We start from the raw sequence: 16,957 nt of genomic DNA, 5'->3' as shown, positions 1-16,957 counted from the left end.
TCCGGCCCTTTTTATAGCGTCTTAATTACTCGTCAGCGTCATCCGCTGCTGCATCGTCATCGCTTTCCGCTTCAGGTGCGATATCCTCGTCACCTTCAGCTGCGCTTCCGTCGATGGAGTCGAGCTCTTCATCATCAACCGGTTCAGCAACGCGTTGCAGACCCACGACGTTTTCGTCTTCCGCAGTACGGATAAGGATCACACCCTGGGTATTACGCCCTACCACGCTGATTTCCGACACGCGAGTACGTACCAGCGTACCTGCGTCGGTGATCATCATGATCTGGTCGGTATCTTCAACCTGCACTGCGCCAACAACGGAACCGTTGCGCTCGGTAACCTTGATGGAGATAACGCCCTGGGTCGCACGAGACTTGGTCGGATACTCTTCCGCCGCCGTACGTTTACCGTAACCGTTCTGAGTAACGGTCAGGATCGCACCTTCACCGCGCGGAACGATCAGCGATACCACGCTATCTTTTTCCGCCAGCTTGATACCGCGTACACCGGTCGCGGTACGACCCATTGCACGGACAGCATCTTCTTTAAAGCGCACTACTTTACCTGCCGCAGAGAACAACATGACTTCGTCACTGCCAGATGTCAGATCTACACCAATCAGTTCGTCGCCTTCGTTCAGGTTAACCGCAATAATACCGGCAGAACGCGGACGGCTGAATTCGGTCAGCGCCGTTTTCTTCACGGTGCCGCTGGCGGTTGCCATGAAGACGTTCACGCCCTCTTCGTACTCACGTACTGGCAGAATTGCGGTAATACGTTCGTTAGCTTCCAGCGGCAGCAGGTTGACGATTGGACGTCCACGCGCGCCACGGCTTGCTTCCGGCAACTGATAGACCTTCATCCAGTACAAACGACCACGGCTGGAGAAGCAGAGGATCGTGTCATGGGTGTTGGCCACCAGCAGGCGGTCAATAAAGTCTTCTTCTTTAATGCGTGCTGCTGATTTACCTTTACCGCCACGACGCTGCGCTTCGTAATCGGTTAACGGCTGATATTTCACGTAGCCCTGATGAGACAAGGTTACGACAACATCTTCCTGGCTAATCAGATCTTCGATGTTGATGTCAGCGCTGTTCGCGGTGATTTCAGTACGACGAGCGTCACCGAATTGTTCACGAATCAGCTCCATCTCTTCACGGATAACTTCCATCAGACGATCGGCGCTGCCCAGAATGTGCAGCAGTTCAGCGATCTGTTCCAGCAGCTCTTTATATTCGTCGAGCAGTTTTTCGTGCTCAAGGCCGGTCAGTTTCTGCAAACGCAGATCCAGAATCGCCTGGGCCTGCTGTTCAGTCAGGTAGTACTGACCGTCACGCACGCCAAATTCCGGCTCCAGCCATTCAGGACGCGCGGCGTCATCACCGGCACGCTCCAGCATGGCGGAAACGTTGCCCAGTTCCCACGAACGCGCAACCAGCGCAGCTTTCGCTTCAGCCGGGGTCGGCGCGCGGCGGATCAGTTCGATGATCGGATCGATGTTCGCCAGCGCAATCGCCAGCGCTTCAAGGATGTGCGCACGGTCGCGGGCTTTACGCAGTTCAAAGATAGTACGACGGGTAACGACTTCACGGCGGTGACGTACGAACGCGGCAATAATATCTTTCAGGTTCATGATCTTCGGCTGGCCATGGTGCAATGCAACCATGTTGATACCGAAGGAAACCTGCAGTTGGGTCTGGGAATAGAGGTTGTTCAGAACCACTTCCCCGACCGCATCACGTTTCACTTCAATCACGATGCGCATACCGTCTTTGTCAGACTCGTCACGCAGCGCGCTGATGCCTTCAACGCGTTTGTCTTTTACCAGCTCGGCGATTTTCTCAATCAGGCGCGCTTTGTTTACCTGATACGGAATTTCGTGAACGATGATGGTTTCACGACCCGTTTTGGCATCCGCTTCGACTTCCGCGCGTGCGCGAATGTACACTTTACCACGACCGGTACGGTAGGCTTCTTCGATACCACGACGACCGTTGATGATCGCGGCAGTCGGGAAGTCCGGACCCGGAATATGTTCCATCAGCCCTTCAATGCTGATGTCTTCATCGTCAATATATGCCAGACAGCCGTTGATCACTTCGGTCAGGTTGTGCGGCGGAATGTTGGTCGCCATACCTACCGCGATACCGGACGAACCGTTCACCAGCAGGTTAGGAATTTTGGTCGGCATGACGTCAGGAATTTGTTCGGTGCCGTCATAGTTGTCGACGAAATCAACCGTTTCTTTTTCCAGGTCAGCCATCAGCTCATGGGCGATTTTCGACATACGGATTTCCGTATAACGCATCGCCGCTGCGGAGTCGCCATCGACAGAACCAAAGTTACCCTGACCATCTACCAGCATGTAGCGCAAGGAGAATGGCTGCGCCATACGAACAATGGTGTCGTAAACGGCGGTATCACCATGAGGGTGGTATTTACCGATTACGTCACCAACGACACGGGCAGATTTTTTATAGGCTTTATTCCAGTCGTTGCCCAATACGTTCATGGCGTAAAGTACGCGACGGTGAACCGGTTTCAGGCCATCTCGGACGTCCGGCAGCGCACGGCCAACAATGACCGACATCGCATAATCCAGATAGGAGCTCTTCAGCTCTTCCTCAATGTTGACCGGTGTAATTTCTCTCGCAAGGTCGCTCATCTAACCGCTATCCCTCTACTGTATCCCGGATTCAAAGGTCGCAAATTATAACACATCCGTGCAGATTCAGGTAAATGGATTCCCCCTGACAGAGGCTTTATTCATCCCGTCAGGCTGATATACTCATTTGCATCGCAAATTTAGGAGTAGAAGCCCCAATGAATGCCGAAAAACCTCCGGTAGCTCACAACGTTGACCATGAAGAAATTGCCAAGTTTGAAGCAGTCGCGTCACGCTGGTGGGATCTTGAGGGTGAATTTAAGCCGCTGCACCGCATTAACCCACTGCGTCTGGGCTATATTACTGAGCGCTCAGGCGGCCTGTTTGGTAAAAAGGTACTCGACGTCGGATGCGGCGGCGGTATTCTGGCGGAGAGTATGGCGCGCGAAGGCGCCACCGTCACCGGACTGGACATGGGTTTTGAACCGCTGCAGGTAGCGAAACTGCATGCGCTGGAAAGCGGTATCCAGGTAGAGTACGTACAAGAAACCGTCGAAGAGCATGCGGAAAAGCATGCACATCAGTATGACGTTGTCACCTGTATGGAAATGCTGGAGCACGTGCCAGACCCACAGTCAGTGGTCAGAGCTTGCGCCAGGCTGGTCAAACCGGGTGGCGAAGTATTTTTCTCCACGCTTAACCGCAACGGTAAATCCTGGCTGATGGCGGTGGTCGGAGCGGAATATATTCTGCGCATGGTGCCGAAAGGCACGCACGATGTGAAAAAGTTTATTAAGCCTGCTGAATTATTAGAGTGGGTTGACCAGACCGTACTGAAAGAGCGTCATATGACCGGCCTGCATTACAACCCCATCACCAACACCTTCAAACTTGGCCCGGGCGTTGATGTGAACTATATGGTACATACCACCGCCAAGGTTGATTAACCGCTCCTGTAGGCCGGATAAAGCGTGCAACGCCGCCATCCGGCATGCTTACTGGAACCATGCCTGATGACGTTTCGCTTATCAGGCCTACAAATCCTGTGCCAGATCATAAGAACTTTCCTTGCCTTAGATGAAGAAATCAGCACTCGATCAAATTTTCTATTTTTTTTCTCAATTATTGACATCCCCGCCAGGCCTTATAAGACGCGCACTTAGCGATTATCACCCTTTTGCAACCTCAATTTAACCTCAAAATCAACTCTTGTGCTGAAAAGAATCCCTACTAGAATACTCACCATATAGCGTCTATTTTATCAAACAACCCCTACATATAGTATTTATCCACAGACTTAGTCACAACATGACTCTGTGGATAATATGGGGGATATTTTTTCTTTCACGGACAGGTAAAAAACCACATGAATCAGAGTCTGCTGGTGACAAAGCGTGATGGTAGTACAGAGCGCATCAATCTCGACAAAATCCACCGAGTTCTGGATTGGGCGGCAGAAGGACTGAATAACGTATCGATTTCTCAGGTCGAGCTGCGCTCCCACATTCAGTTTTATGACGGAATCAAGACCTCCGACATCCATGAAACAATCATCAAAGCAGCCGCCGACCTGATCTCCCGCGAAGCGCCGGATTATCAATATCTGGCTGCCCGTCTGGCGATTTTCCATCTGCGTAAAAAAGCGTACGGTGAGTTTGAACCGCCAAAGCTGTTCGACCATGTCGTGAAAATGGTTGAAATGGGCAAATACGACAATCATCTGCTGGAAGACTACACGGAAGAAGAGTTCAAGCAGATGGACTCGTTCATCGTACACGACCGTGATATGACCTTCTCCTACGCGGCGGTGAAGCAGTTGGAAGGTAAATATCTGGTGCAAAACCGTGTTACCGGTGAGATCTATGAAAGCGCACAGTTCCTCTACATTCTGGTAGCGGCTTGCCTGTTCTCTAACTATCCGCGTGAAACACGTCTGCAATATGTAAAACGTTTCTACGACGCCGTTTCTACGTTCAAAATCTCGCTGCCGACGCCAATTATGTCCGGCGTGCGTACCCCAACGCGTCAGTTCAGCTCCTGCGTACTGATCGAGTGCGGCGACAGCCTGGACTCCATCAACGCAACCTCCAGCGCAATTGTGAAATACGTTTCTCAGCGTGCCGGTATCGGCATTAACGCTGGTCGCATCCGTGCGCTGGGTAGCCCGATTCGCGGCGGTGAAGCGTTCCACACCGGCTGTATTCCGTTCTACAAGCATTTCCAGACTGCGGTGAAATCCTGCTCTCAGGGGGGCGTACGCGGTGGTGCAGCCACGCTGTTCTACCCAATGTGGCACCTGGAAGTTGAAAGCCTGCTGGTCCTGAAAAACAACCGTGGCGTCGAAGGCAACCGCGTTCGTCACATGGACTATGGCGTACAGATCAACAAGCTGATGTATACCCGTCTTCTGAAAGGCGGCGACATCACCCTGTTTAGCCCGTCCGACGTCCCGGGTCTGTATGACGCGTTCTTCGCCGATCAGGATGAGTTCGAGCGTCTGTACACCCAATATGAAAACGACGACAGCATCCGCAAACAGCGCGTAAAAGCAGTTGAGCTGTTCTCACTGATGATGCAGGAACGTGCCTCGACCGGTCGTATCTACATTCAGAACGTTGACCACTGCAACACCCATAGCCCGTTTGATCCGGTTGTCGCGCCGGTACGCCAGTCCAACCTGTGCCTGGAAATCGCCCTGCCGACCAAACCGCTGACCGACGTTAACGATGAAAACGGCGAAATTGCGCTGTGTACGCTGTCCGCATTTAACCTGGGCGCTATCGAAAGTCTGGACGAACTGGAAGAGCTGGCTGTACTGGCGGTACGTGCGCTGGATGCGCTGCTCGATTACCAGGATTATCCGATTCCGGCCGCCAAACGCGGTGCGATGGGTCGTCGTACGCTGGGTATTGGCGTGATCAACTACGCTTACTGGCTGGCGAAAAACGGTAAACGCTACTCTGACGGCAGCGCCAATAACCTGACTCACAAAACCTTTGAAGCGATTCAATATTACCTGCTGAAGGCTTCTAACGAGCTGGCAAAAGAGCAAGGCGCATGCCCATGGTTTAACGAAACCACCTATGCGAAAGGTATTCTGCCGATTGATACCTATAAAAAAGATCTTGATGCTATCGCTAACGAACCGCTGCATATGGACTGGGAACAGCTGCGTGAATCTATCAAGACTCACGGCCTGCGTAACTCCACGCTGTCAGCCCTGATGCCGTCCGAGACCTCTTCGCAGATCTCCAACGCCACCAACGGTATTGAACCGCCACGCGGTTACGTGAGCATCAAAGCATCGAAAGATGGGATTCTGCGTCAGGTCGTGCCGGACTACGAACACCTGCACGACGCATACGAACTGCTGTGGGAAATGCCAAACAACGACGGCTATCTGCAGCTGGTAGGCATCATGCAGAAATTTATCGATCAGTCGATTTCCGCCAACACCAACTACGATCCGTCGCGCTTCCCGTCCGGAAAAGTACCGATGCAGCAGTTGCTGAAAGACCTGCTCACCGCCTACAAATTTGGTGTCAAAACGCTGTATTATCAGAACACCCGTGACGGTGCGGAAGACTCTCAGGACGATCTGGTACCGTCCATTCAGGACGATGGCTGCGAAAGCGGCGCATGTAAGATTTAATCTTTTGCCGGGTGGCGTAACGCTTACCCGGCCTACAAATTAATTCGCGGTATTGTAGGCCGGATAAGCAAAGCGCATCCGGCAGTACATTCCAGACAGGATTCACATTAATGGCATACACCACTTTTTCACAGACGAAAAATGATCAGCTTCTGGAACCGATGTTCTTCGGCCAGCCGGTGAACGTCGCCCGCTACGACCAGCAAAAATATGACATCTTTGAAAAACTGATCGAAAAGCAGCTCTCTTTCTTCTGGCGTCCGGAAGAAGTCGATGTTTCTCGCGATCGTATCGACTTCCAGGCATTGCCGGAACATGAAAAACATATCTTCATCAGCAACCTGAAGTATCAGACGCTGCTGGACTCCATTCAGGGACGTAGTCCTAACGTCGCGCTGCTGCCGTTAATCTCGATCCCTGAACTGGAAACCTGGGTGGAAACGTGGGCGTTTTCTGAAACGATCCACTCCCGCTCTTACACCCACATCATCCGTAATATTGTTAACGATCCGGCGGTGGTGTTTGACGATATCGTCACCAACGAGCAAATCCAGAAACGCGCAGAAGGCATCTCCAGCTACTACGACGAATTGATCGAGATGACCAGCTACTGGCATTTGCTCGGTGAAGGTACGCATACCGTTAATGGTAAAACGGTTGTCGTAAACCTGCGTGAGCTGAAGAAGAAGCTGTATCTGTGCCTGATGAGCGTGAACGCGCTGGAAGCGATCCGCTTTTATGTCAGCTTCGCCTGCTCCTTCGCCTTCGCCGAACGTGAACTGATGGAAGGTAACGCAAAAATTATCCGTCTGATCGCCCGCGACGAAGCCCTGCACCTGACCGGTACTCAGCATATGCTGAACCTTCTGCGCAGCGGCGTGGACGATCCGGAAATGGCGGAAATTGCCGAAGAGTGCAAGCAAGAGTGCTACGACCTGTTCGTACAGGCCGCGCTGCAGGAAAAAGAGTGGGCGGACTATCTGTTCCGTGATGGCTCAATGATTGGCCTGAACAAAGACATTCTGTGCCAGTACGTTGAGTACATCACCAACATCCGTATGCAGGCTGTTGGGCTCGATCTGCCGTTCCAGACACGCTCTAACCCGATCCCTTGGATCAATACCTGGCTGGTGTCTGACAACGTCCAGGTTGCGCCGCAGGAAGTGGAAGTCAGCTCTTATCTGGTCGGTCAGATCGATGCAGAAGTCGATACTGACGATCTGAGTAACTTCCAGCTCTGATGGGCCGCGTTACTCTGCGCATCTCTGGCACGCAGTTGCTGTGCCAGGATGAACACCCTTCCCTGCTTGCCGCGCTCGAGTCGCACGATGTTGAAGTCGAATATCAGTGTCGTGAAGGCTACTGCGGCTCCTGCCGTACCCGCCTGGTGGCGGGACAGGTTGACTGGATTGCAGAACCGCTGGCCTTCATTCAGCCCGGTGAAATATTGCCGTGCTGTTGCCGGGCAAAAGGCGATATTGAAATAGAGCTGTAGTGTTTAGTGAACTTCATGCGCGGAGACCAGTACCACGTCTCCGCGTTTTTTCATCTGCATGATATACAACGCCCCGGCCAGTACCACCAGCAGCGCCCCCACCAGATAAATCGCCCGATATCCCACACCCTCGACCATCATCCCCATGATAAACGCGCCGATTGCCATTCCTGCATCCATCGCATTGAAAAACAGCGAATTGGCGATACCAATTTTATGGGGTTCCACCGAACTAATAATTTGTGTCTGAAATACGGGTGTGACCGAACCATAACCGATGCCAATTAATCCACCGGAAATAATCATCATAATGCTACCGTTAGTATAGCCAAGAGCCACCAGCCCGACTGTGAAAGCCAGCAAACACGGATAGACCACGTATTTCGGCCCTTTTTTATCACAAACATTGCCGGTAAAGGTTCGACAGATCATCAGGCAAATGGCGTAACACAACAGGAAATTACTGGCGGCGGCCATCAGATCGAGCTCGCGCGCATACAGTGCGAGAAAAGCGGAAACGCCCGCGTAGGAAAAGGTCATGAAAAACGTCACCATCGCGAAAGGCAGTGCGGCGCGATCAAACATTGCCGCAAATCCCAGCTTCGGTTTTGAGCCGTCAGCATGACGGATAACCGGCGGTACGGCGACAATCAATGACAGGATAATACCCAGTACGGCAACCGCGCTACACAGCCAGAATGCTGTGGTAAAAGCTCCCCAGCGTGCCATGTTCAGCCCTACCCACGGCCCCACAACCATTGCCAGTCCCATGGCTAACGAGAAAAAACTGATGCCCTCCCCACGTCGGGAGGCCGGTATCAACCGCGCGGAAATCGTTCCTTTTACCGTAGTAATAACGCCAAACGTTACACCATGAAGCACCCGAATCAACAGCAGTGATTCAATTGAGTGGCAAACAGGATACAGCGCAGTGACCACCAAAAAGGCCAGAGAAGAGAGCACCAGAATTGTTTTATTCGAATATTTTCCTACCCATTGTCCCGCAAACGGGCGCACAACAATTGCGGCCCCCAAAAAGAAGGTGACTAATAATCCGGCCTTATCTGGAGTGGCATGCAGACGATCCGAAATATAGATCGGTAACAGCGTGAGCAGGACATAAAAAACAAAAAATATAATAAAGCTGATTATCGTTATTGCCCAAAAATCTTTCGTCCACAGTTTTTCTTTCATATTCGACAACCTGTCCAGACGGCGCACGCAGGCAACGCTCAGCTCAACTGAACTACGGACAGGTGCGTCGAAGAGTGATTTTACGGTAGACCGCAAGTATAAACAGGTCCATTATATTAGAGAAATTAATCGTTTTAATATTGTTGATTAGAGGGAACTAATGACACTAACCCAGATCCACGCCCTGCTTGCCGTACTTGAGTACGGTGGATTTACCGAAGCCAGCAAGCGGCTGTACATGACCCAATCCGCCGTTAGCCAGGCAATTTCAGCGCTACGCTAGAGGAAGAGCTAGGGGTTGATATTCTTATCCGCGAACGCCGCAAAGACATTCAACTTAGTCCGGCCGGGAGTCGGATCGTTTCACACCTGCGGACGATCGTGTCTGAAACCAACGCGGTGAAAGAGATTGCCGAGCAGGAGCGACAAAACCCGGCCAGAACCCTGCGTATCGGCTGCTTTCCCAGCGCCTGTGCCTGCATTTTGCCCGGCATCATCCACCACTTCGAACAGCACCACCCGCATATCAAAATTATCCCTTATGAAGAAAACAGCACGGCAATAGTTGATTCCCTGCGCAGTGGGGATATCGATGCGGGATTTGTGCATTTCCCGGTAAATGGCATGTACTGCGTACCGGTGTATCGCGACAAATTTACCGTTGTAGTTCCTGAAAGCCATCCGCTGGCGGCCAATAGCACGATTTCAGTGGAACAACTGGTTGGAGAACCGCTCATTATCAGCAAAGGTCGCTATGAATTAAGCATCATGGCGCTATTTAAAGAGAAGGGGATTGAACCGGTCATTAAATACGAGTTTAACCATCCGGATACCGCGATGAGCTTTATTCGTCAGGGGCTGGGTATAGCATTATTACCGGAATTAACGCTGAAGGCGGTTGGTGGGAAAGTACGCTCAGTCGCGCTGGAACCAACGTTCTATCGACAGATATCCTTACTGGCAAAAGAGCCGCCGGTGGACGGCAGCCCTTTATTTCTCCTGCAGGCATGTATGGAAACGTTGACAGCAGACGGCCTTATCTAGCAGTTAAAACGTTCATCCATTAAGGCCTGTGACCGGAGGTGCATCACAGGCCTTACGCCATCACTCTTTATTCAAGAATTTCACTGCTTTGTCGGGAAAGTCGGTGAACAGCCCGTCAACGCCCGCCTTGTTATAAAGAATGTCATACAGCTGGTTTACGTCAGTGGTGTAATCCGGCAGTTGATCGGCGCGAACGGTATAAGGATGCACCACCATCTTACTCTGATGTGCGTCCTGCACCATGCCAGTTAACGAGATATTGCCCTTCTTCGACTTCTCATCAATCAGCATGTGGTAGTCCGGCCCAATACCGTCAGCATACTGCGCAACCTGCTTCATGGCACCCGGTTTAAACATCCAGTCGTAGTTGTAATTCACCCAACTGCCGTCCGGCTTTTTCTCCTGGGTTTCATTCCAGTCAGTGTACGCAATCAACTGTACCAGATTGAGATCCATCCCCATCTTCGGTTCCAGTTCATTTTTAATGCGCTTCAACTCTGCAACATCAAAACACTGTAGATAGACCTTGTCGTTCTTGTCGGTATACCCGTACTTTTTCAGTACTTCCAGTGTTTTAGCCGCAATGTCCTTCCCTTCCTGGTGATGGAACCACGGTGCTTTCATTTCCGGGTAAATACCGATGTTTTTACCGGTGGAATGATTTAATCCCTGAACAAACTCAATCTCTTCTTCGAACGTGTGCACGCGGAAATCAGATTTACCCATCGGGAAGCGCCCTGGGTAGGTCTGGACCTTTTTGCCATTTTCGATATCGAAGCCTTCGGTAAATTTCAGCGATTTAATTTCATCCAGCGTAAAGTCGATGGCGTAGTAACGCCCATCTTTACGCGCACGATCCGGAAAACGCTCGGCAACATCGGTGACGCGGTCAAGATAGTGGTCATGCAGGACGACCAGATGGTCATCCTTGGTCATAACCAAATCCTGCTCCAGATAATCCGCCCCCTGGGCATAGGCCATCGCTTTTGCTGGCAGCGTATGCTCCGGCAGATAACCGCTGGCGCCACGATGCGCAATCACGATTTTATCTGCGGCAACCGCTGCACTGCTGACCACCATACCTGCGAGCATCAGCGCCACGCTGAGACTTTTCAATGTGGTTTTCATCTATTAGCCCCCGTTACGCTTCAGTTCCATCTCTTCGTGATGGCGTTTTTCGCCAATCATGACGACTACCAGCAGAATAACCGCCAGCACGCTACCGCCAATCATCACCATAAAGCCGCCGTCCCAACCGAAGAAGTCAACGGTGTAGCCAACAATGGCGCTCGCGGCCACAGAACCACCGAGATAACCGAACAGACCGGTAAAGCCAGCCGCCGTTCCCGCCGCTTTTTTCGGTGCCAGTTCCAGCGCGTGCAGACCAATCAACATTACCGGGCCGTAGATCAGGAAGCCGATGATGATCATACAAGCCATATCCACGTTCGGGTTGCCTGCCGGGTTCATCCAGTAAACGATGGTTGCAATAGTTACCAGCGTCATAAAGAACACGCCGGTCGCGCCACGGTTACCACGGAAGACTTTATCCGACATCCAGCCGCACAGCAGCGTGCCCGGAATACCCGCATACTCATACAGGAAGTAGGCCCAGGATGATTTGTCCAGTGCGAAATGCTTCACTTCTTTCAGGTAGGTCGGTGACCAGTCCAGGATGCCGTAACGCAGCAGATAAACAAACACGTTAGCGATAGCGATGTACCACAACAGTTTGTTCGGCAGTACATACTGCATGAAGATCTGCTTCGCAGTCAGCTCTTCTTCCGCTTTCTCGGTGTAATCGTCCGGATAGTCGTTCTTATACTCTTCGATAGGCGGCAGACCACAGGACTGCGGCGTATCACGCATCAGGGCAAAAGCAATCAGCGCGACGACGATCGCACCGAAAGCAGGCATATACAGCGCCGCTTTCCAGTCATTGAACCAGGCCATACCCAGCAGGAACAACAGCGGAGGCAGACCGCCACCCACGTTGTGCGCACAGTTCCAGACGGAAACAATGCCCCCACGCTCTTTCTGCGACCACCAGTGCACCATAGTACGGCCACATGGAGGCCAGCCCATCCCCTGGAACCATCCGCAGAGGAACAGCAGCACAAACATAATAGCAATACTCGATGTCGCCCACGGCACAAAGCCCATGAACAGCATCACTGCGGCGGCCAGAATCAGACCGGCTGGCAGGAAAACGCGCGGATTCGAGCGATCCGAAATGGACCCCATGATGAATTTCGAAAATCCGTAAGCAATGGAGATACCGGACAACGCAAAACCCAGATCGCCACGCGAGAAACCTTGCTCAACCAGATACGGCATCGCAAGGGCAAAGTTCTTACGTACCAGATAGTACGCGGCATAACCAAAGAAAATCCCCAGAAAAATCTGCCAACGTAATCGACGATATGTCGGGTCGATCTCCGCTGCAGGTAAACGCGCCGTGTGTGACGCTGGTTTAAAAATGCTCAACATAGTGTAGCCTCCGTGGCCGTCTTTCATTCGAAGTAAACACTGCAGTTCGTCATTACTACCCTACCGCTCCCAGTGTGGCCGCGATGTTAAGGAAAGATACATAACAAAAATGTGAAACGCAGCACATATTGTTACAGATTTATGACAAATGTTCATAAAGGCGCACGAAATCACGTTTCATTTTCGAATAATGAGCGATTATGCGCGAAATCAAACAATCCATGTTTTTTATGTGGCTAAATGATAAAAAACGAACTGTGAGGAAAAACAATGAAAACTCGCGACTCGCAAACAAGTGACGTGATTATCATTGGTGGAGGAGCAACAGGTGCAGGGATCGCACGTGACTGTGCGCTGCGCGGGTTGCGCGTCATCTTAGTGGAACGCCACGATATCGCCACAGGTGCGACCGGGCGCAACCACGGCCTGCTGCACAGCGGTGCACGCTACGCCGTCACCGACGCTGAATCTGCCCGTGAGTGCATCAGCGAAAACCAAATTCTGAAACGTATCGCCCGCCATTGCGTTGAGCCAACGGACGGTCTGTTTATCACCCTGCCGGAGGATGAGCTGTCCTTCCAGTCCACCTTTATTCGCGCCTGTGAAGAGGCAGGGATTCGCGCAGAAGCGATTGATCCTCAGCAGGCACGTATTATCGAACCTTCTGTGAATCCACAGCTGATTGGTGCAGTAAAAGTACCAGACGGCACGGTCGATCCTTTCCGCTTAACAGCAGCTAACATGCTGGATGCGCGTGAGCATGGCGCGGTTATCTTAACGGCGCATGAAGTGACGGGACTGATCCGCGAAGGCGCAACGGTTTGCGGCGTTAACGTGCGCAATCATCTGACAGGCGAAATGCAGTCCCTGCATGCACCGGTTGTCGTCAACGCCGCTGGGATCTGGGGTCAACGCATTGCGGAATATGCCGATCTGAGCATCCGTATGTTCCCGGCCAAAGGTTCGTTGCTGATTATGGATCATCGCATTAACCAGCATGTCATTAACCGCTGCCGTAAGCCCTCTGACGCCGATATTCTGGTGCCTGGCGATACCATTTCACTGATCGGTACCACCTCACAGCACATTGATTACGACGATATCGACAGCAACCGCGTCACCGCAGAAGAGGTCGATATTCTGCTGCGTGAAGGCGAGAAGCTGGCGCCGATTATGGCGAAAACGCGCATTTTACGCGCCTACTCTGGCGTACGCCCGCTGGTGGCTAGCGACGACGACCCAAGCGGTCGTAACGTCAGCCGTGGGATTGTACTGTTCGATCACGCTGAACGTGACGGACTGGACGGATTTATCACCATTACCGGCGGCAAACTGATGACCTACCGCCTGATGGCGGAATGGGCCACCGATGCCGTTTGTCGTAAGCTGGGCAATACCCAGCCTTGCACAACGGCAGACACCGCGCTGCCTGGCTCACAGGAATCTACCGAGCATACGCTTAAACGCGTGATCTCATTGCCCGCGCCACTGCGCGGCTCGGCGGTCTACCGTCACGGCGATCGCACCCCTGCGTGGCTTAGCGAAGGCCGTCAGCACCGCAGTCTGGTCTGCGAATGCGAAGCAGTCACCGCAGGCGAAGTGCAATACGCCGTCGAGAATTTAACCGTCAACAGCCTGCTCGATTTGCGTCGCCGTACCCGTGTTGGAATGGGGACCTGCCAGGGGGAATTGTGTGCCTGCCGTGCCGCAGGTTTACTGCAACGTTTTAATGTCACTACCGCAGCGCAGTCCATTACCCAGCTTTCCGACTTCCTCAATGAACGCTGGAAAGGCGTGCAGCCTATCGCCTGGGGAGATGCGCTGCGCGAAAGCGAATTCACGCGCTGGGTTTATCAAGGGTTGTGTGGTCTGGAAAAGGAGCACCAGGATGAAATTTGATACCGTCATTATCGGCGGCGGCCTCGCCGGACTGCTATGTGGCCTGCAACTGCAAAAAAGCGGACTGCGCTGCACGATTGTTACCCGCGGCCAAAGCGCCCTGCATTTTTCCTCCGGCTCACTGGATTTGCTCAGCAGCTTACCCGATGGTCAACCGGTGACGGATATAGAAGCGGGTTTGAATGCGCTGCGCACTCAGGCACCCACACATCCGTATAGCACCATCGGAACGCAGAACGTTCTGGAACTGGCCCAGCAGGCGCAAAATTTACTGGATGAATGCGGAACGCATTTGCAGGGCAAAGTGCATCAGGCGCATCAACGTGTTACCCCGCTGGGCACCCTGCGCTCAACCTGGTTAAGTTCCCCGGAAGTGCCGGTCTGGCCGCTGTCCGCGCAGCGTATCTGCGTTGTAGGGATTAGCGGGTTACTGGATTTTCAGGCGCATCTCGCCGCAGCGTCATTACGCCAACGCAATCTCAGCGTCGAGGCGGCAGAAATCGAGCTGCCGGAGCTGGATGTCCTGCGTGATAACCCAACCGAGTTTCGCACCGTTAATATTGCGCGCCTGCTGGATAACGAAGATAAATGGTCGCTGCTCTATGACGCATTGCTGCCAATGGCAAAAACCTGCGACATGATAATCATGCCGGCATGCTTTGGTCTGGCCGATGAGCGGCTCTGGCAGTGGCTTAACGAGCGCCTCCCCTGCTCGCTGACACTGTTACCGACCCTACCACCTTCGGTGCTGGGCATGCGTTTGCACAACAAATTACAGCGCCAGTTTGTGCGCCAGGGCGGTGTGTGGATGCCGGGTGATGAAGTGAAAAAAATCACCTGTCAGGATGGCGTGGTCAGCGAAATCTGGACCCGAAATCATGCCGATATCCCCTTGCGGCCACGTTTCGCCGTGCTCGCCAGCGGCAGCTTCTTCAGCAGCGGGCTGGTCGCCACGCGTGAGGCAATCCACGAACCAATCCTGGGACTGGATGTACAGCAAACAGCTACCCGCGCCGAGTGGTATCAGCGTGATGTTTTCGATCCACAACCGTGGCAACAGTTTGGCGTAACAACCGATACCGCATTGCGTCCATCACTGGCGGGAAAAACGATAGAGAACATGTATGCCATCGGTTCCGTCCTCGGCGGATTCGACCCTATCGCCCAGGGTTGCGGAGGCGGCGTGTGCGCAGTTAGCGCCTTACATGCCGCGCATCATATTGCGAAACGTGCAGGAGGACAGCAATGAGCGACACACGTTTTGAAAGTTGTATCAAATGTACGGTGTGCACCACCGCCTGCCCGGTAAGCCGCGTCAATCCGAGCTACCCGGGCCCTAAGCAGGCCGGCCCGGACGGTGAACGTCTGCGCCTGAAAGATGGCGCGCTATATGACGACGCGCTGAAATACTGCATCAACTGTAAACGCTGCGAAGTGGCCTGTCCGTCAGACGTGAAAATCGGCGATATCATCCAGCGCGCGCGTGCCAAATACGACACGACGCGCCCATCGTTGCGTAACTTTGTCTTAAGCCATACCGATTTAATGGGTAGCGTATCCACCCCCTTCGCCCCAATAGTGAATACCGCCACCTCATTAAAACCGGTGCGTCAATTGCTGGATTACGCGTTAAAAATCGATCATCGCCGTACGCTGCCGAAGTACTCCTTTGGCACCTTCCGCCGCTGGTATCGTAGCGTTGCCGCACAGCAGGCGCAGTATCAGGATCAGGTCGCCTTTTTCCACGGCTGTTTTGTGAATTACAACCATCCCCAGCTCGGCAAAGACCTGATCAAGGTGTTGAATGCGATGGGAACCGGCGTGCAACTGCTGAGTAAAGAGAAATGCTGCGGCGTGCCGCTGATTGCCAACGGTTTTACCGATAAAGCGCGTAAGCAGGCAGTAAGCAACGTGGCCTCACTCAGAGAGGCAATTGATGGCAAAGGCATTCCGGTGATTGCCACCTCATCAACCTGTACCTTTGCGCTACGTGATGAATATCCGGAAGTGCTGGATGTCGACAACTCAGGCCTGCGTGAACACATTGAACTGGCAACCCGCTGGCTATGGCGCAAGCTGGATGAAGGTAAAACGCTGCCGCTGAAAACGCTGCCGCTGAAGGTGGTCTATCACACGCCATGTCACATGGAGAAAATGGGCTGGACGCTCTATACGCTGGAGCTACTGCGACAAATTCCAGGGCTGGAGCTGACGGTGCTGGATTCTCAGTGTTGCGGGATTGCCGGGACTTACGGCTTTAAAAAGGAAAACTATCCGACTTCACAGTCTATCGGCGCACCGTTATTCCGCCAGATTGAAGAAAGCGGCGCTGATATCGTCGTCACCGACTGCGAAACCTGTAAATGGCAGATTGAGATGTCAACAAGCAAGCGCTGCGAACATCCTATCACCCTGCTTGCCAAAGCGTTGGGTTAACTCTGTTGCCCGGTAGCATTTGCTACCGGGCATTTTTGCGTAGCCCGTTCCGCTTAATTGAATACGTTGCAGTCGGGCGTATTTATCTCTGATTCATCCACGCAAAGAACCCATTTCCCACATGCAGTGCATATTAAAAGTA

Annotated in this window: 11 protein-coding genes and 1 pseudogene; 8 read left to right on the top strand and 4 right to left on the bottom strand. The window is 52.7% G+C overall.

Annotated features, from left to right (window positions below):
* Nucleotides 1–25: 25 nt before the first annotated feature.
* The gene (gene gyrA, locus IB222_RS07565) at nt 26–2,665 is read right to left on the bottom strand and encodes a DNA topoisomerase (ATP-hydrolyzing) subunit A (RefSeq protein WP_003834662.1); all 2,640 of its coding nucleotides are present in this window, start codon (nt 2,663–2,665) and stop codon (nt 26–28) included.
* Nucleotides 2,666–2,823: 158 nt separating this feature from the next.
* Here gyrA and ubiG point away from each other — a divergent pair, with 158 nt between their 5' ends.
* From ubiG to yfaE, 4 genes are all read left to right on the top strand, one after another.
* Nucleotides 2,824–3,552: a bifunctional 2-polyprenyl-6-hydroxyphenol methylase/3-demethylubiquinol 3-O-methyltransferase UbiG gene (ubiG, locus tag IB222_RS07560; protein ID WP_008785314.1), complete on the top strand. Its 729-nt coding sequence runs from the start codon at nt 2,824–2,826 to the stop codon at nt 3,550–3,552.
* A 419-nt stretch (nt 3,553–3,971) separates the two neighbouring features.
* Nucleotides 3,972–6,257, top strand: coding sequence for a class 1a ribonucleoside-diphosphate reductase subunit alpha (gene nrdA, locus IB222_RS07555; protein ID WP_003834667.1), 2,286 nt, complete (start codon nt 3,972–3,974; stop codon nt 6,255–6,257).
* A gap of 110 nt (nt 6,258–6,367) precedes the next feature.
* On the top strand, nt 6,368–7,498 hold the full coding sequence (gene nrdB / locus IB222_RS07550; RefSeq protein WP_003834668.1) for a class Ia ribonucleoside-diphosphate reductase subunit beta: 1,131 nt from the start codon (nt 6,368–6,370) through the stop codon (nt 7,496–7,498).
* Nucleotides 7,498–7,752 carry a ferredoxin-like diferric-tyrosyl radical cofactor maintenance protein YfaE gene (gene yfaE / locus IB222_RS07545; protein WP_003027609.1) on the top strand — a complete coding sequence of 85 codons (255 nt, stop codon included), beginning with the start codon at nt 7,498–7,500 and terminating at the stop codon, nt 7,750–7,752. The genes nrdB and yfaE overlap by 1 nt, the downstream gene beginning before the upstream one ends.
* Nucleotides 7,753–7,755: 3 nt before the next feature.
* On the opposite strand, the gene IB222_RS07540 is transcribed toward yfaE, so the two are convergent.
* Nucleotides 7,756–8,946 carry an MFS transporter gene (locus IB222_RS07540; protein ID WP_003834672.1) on the bottom strand — a complete coding sequence of 397 codons (1,191 nt, stop codon included), beginning with the start codon at nt 8,944–8,946 and terminating at the stop codon, nt 7,756–7,758.
* A 160-nt stretch (nt 8,947–9,106) separates the two neighbouring features.
* On the opposite strand from IB222_RS07540, the pseudogene IB222_RS07535 reads away from it, so the two are divergent.
* A pseudogene (locus IB222_RS07535) lies at nt 9,107–9,990 on the top strand (LysR family transcriptional regulator).
* Nucleotides 9,991–10,050: 60 nt separating this feature from the next.
* Here IB222_RS07535 and glpQ read toward each other — a convergent pair.
* Entirely contained in the window at nt 10,051–11,118 is a 1,068-nt protein-coding gene (gene glpQ / locus IB222_RS07530; protein WP_003834675.1) for a glycerophosphodiester phosphodiesterase, read from the bottom strand.
* A 3-nt stretch (nt 11,119–11,121) separates the two neighbouring features.
* Entirely contained in the window at nt 11,122–12,480 is a 1,359-nt protein-coding gene (gene glpT, locus IB222_RS07525) for a glycerol-3-phosphate transporter (RefSeq protein WP_003834677.1), read from the bottom strand.
* Nucleotides 12,481–12,750: 270 nt separating this feature from the next.
* Between glpT and glpA the strand changes: the two genes are divergently transcribed.
* From glpA to glpC, 3 genes are read left to right on the top strand one after another with little or no spacing between them, the layout of a single operon-like run.
* Nucleotides 12,751–14,379, top strand: a complete 1,629-nt coding sequence (glpA, locus tag IB222_RS07520) for an anaerobic glycerol-3-phosphate dehydrogenase subunit A (protein WP_125112623.1) — start codon at nt 12,751–12,753, stop codon at nt 14,377–14,379.
* Nucleotides 14,369–15,628, top strand: a complete 1,260-nt coding sequence (gene glpB, locus IB222_RS07515) for a glycerol-3-phosphate dehydrogenase subunit GlpB (protein ID WP_149384768.1) — start codon at nt 14,369–14,371, stop codon at nt 15,626–15,628. Before glpA ends, glpB begins: the two co-directional genes overlap by 11 nt.
* Entirely contained in the window at nt 15,625–16,815 is a 1,191-nt protein-coding gene (glpC, locus tag IB222_RS07510) for an anaerobic glycerol-3-phosphate dehydrogenase subunit GlpC (RefSeq protein ID WP_003834686.1), read from the top strand. Before glpB ends, glpC begins: the two co-directional genes overlap by 4 nt.
* Nucleotides 16,816–16,957: the final 142 nt, after the last annotated feature.

Origin of the sequence: Citrobacter sp. C13 (genome assembly GCF_014596815.2) — a bacterium.
GTDB lineage: Bacteria > Pseudomonadota > Gammaproteobacteria > Enterobacterales > Enterobacteriaceae > Citrobacter > Citrobacter portucalensis.
The sequence above is the reverse complement of the archived record's forward strand: the minus strand, read 5'-3'. Positions and strand labels throughout refer to the sequence as shown.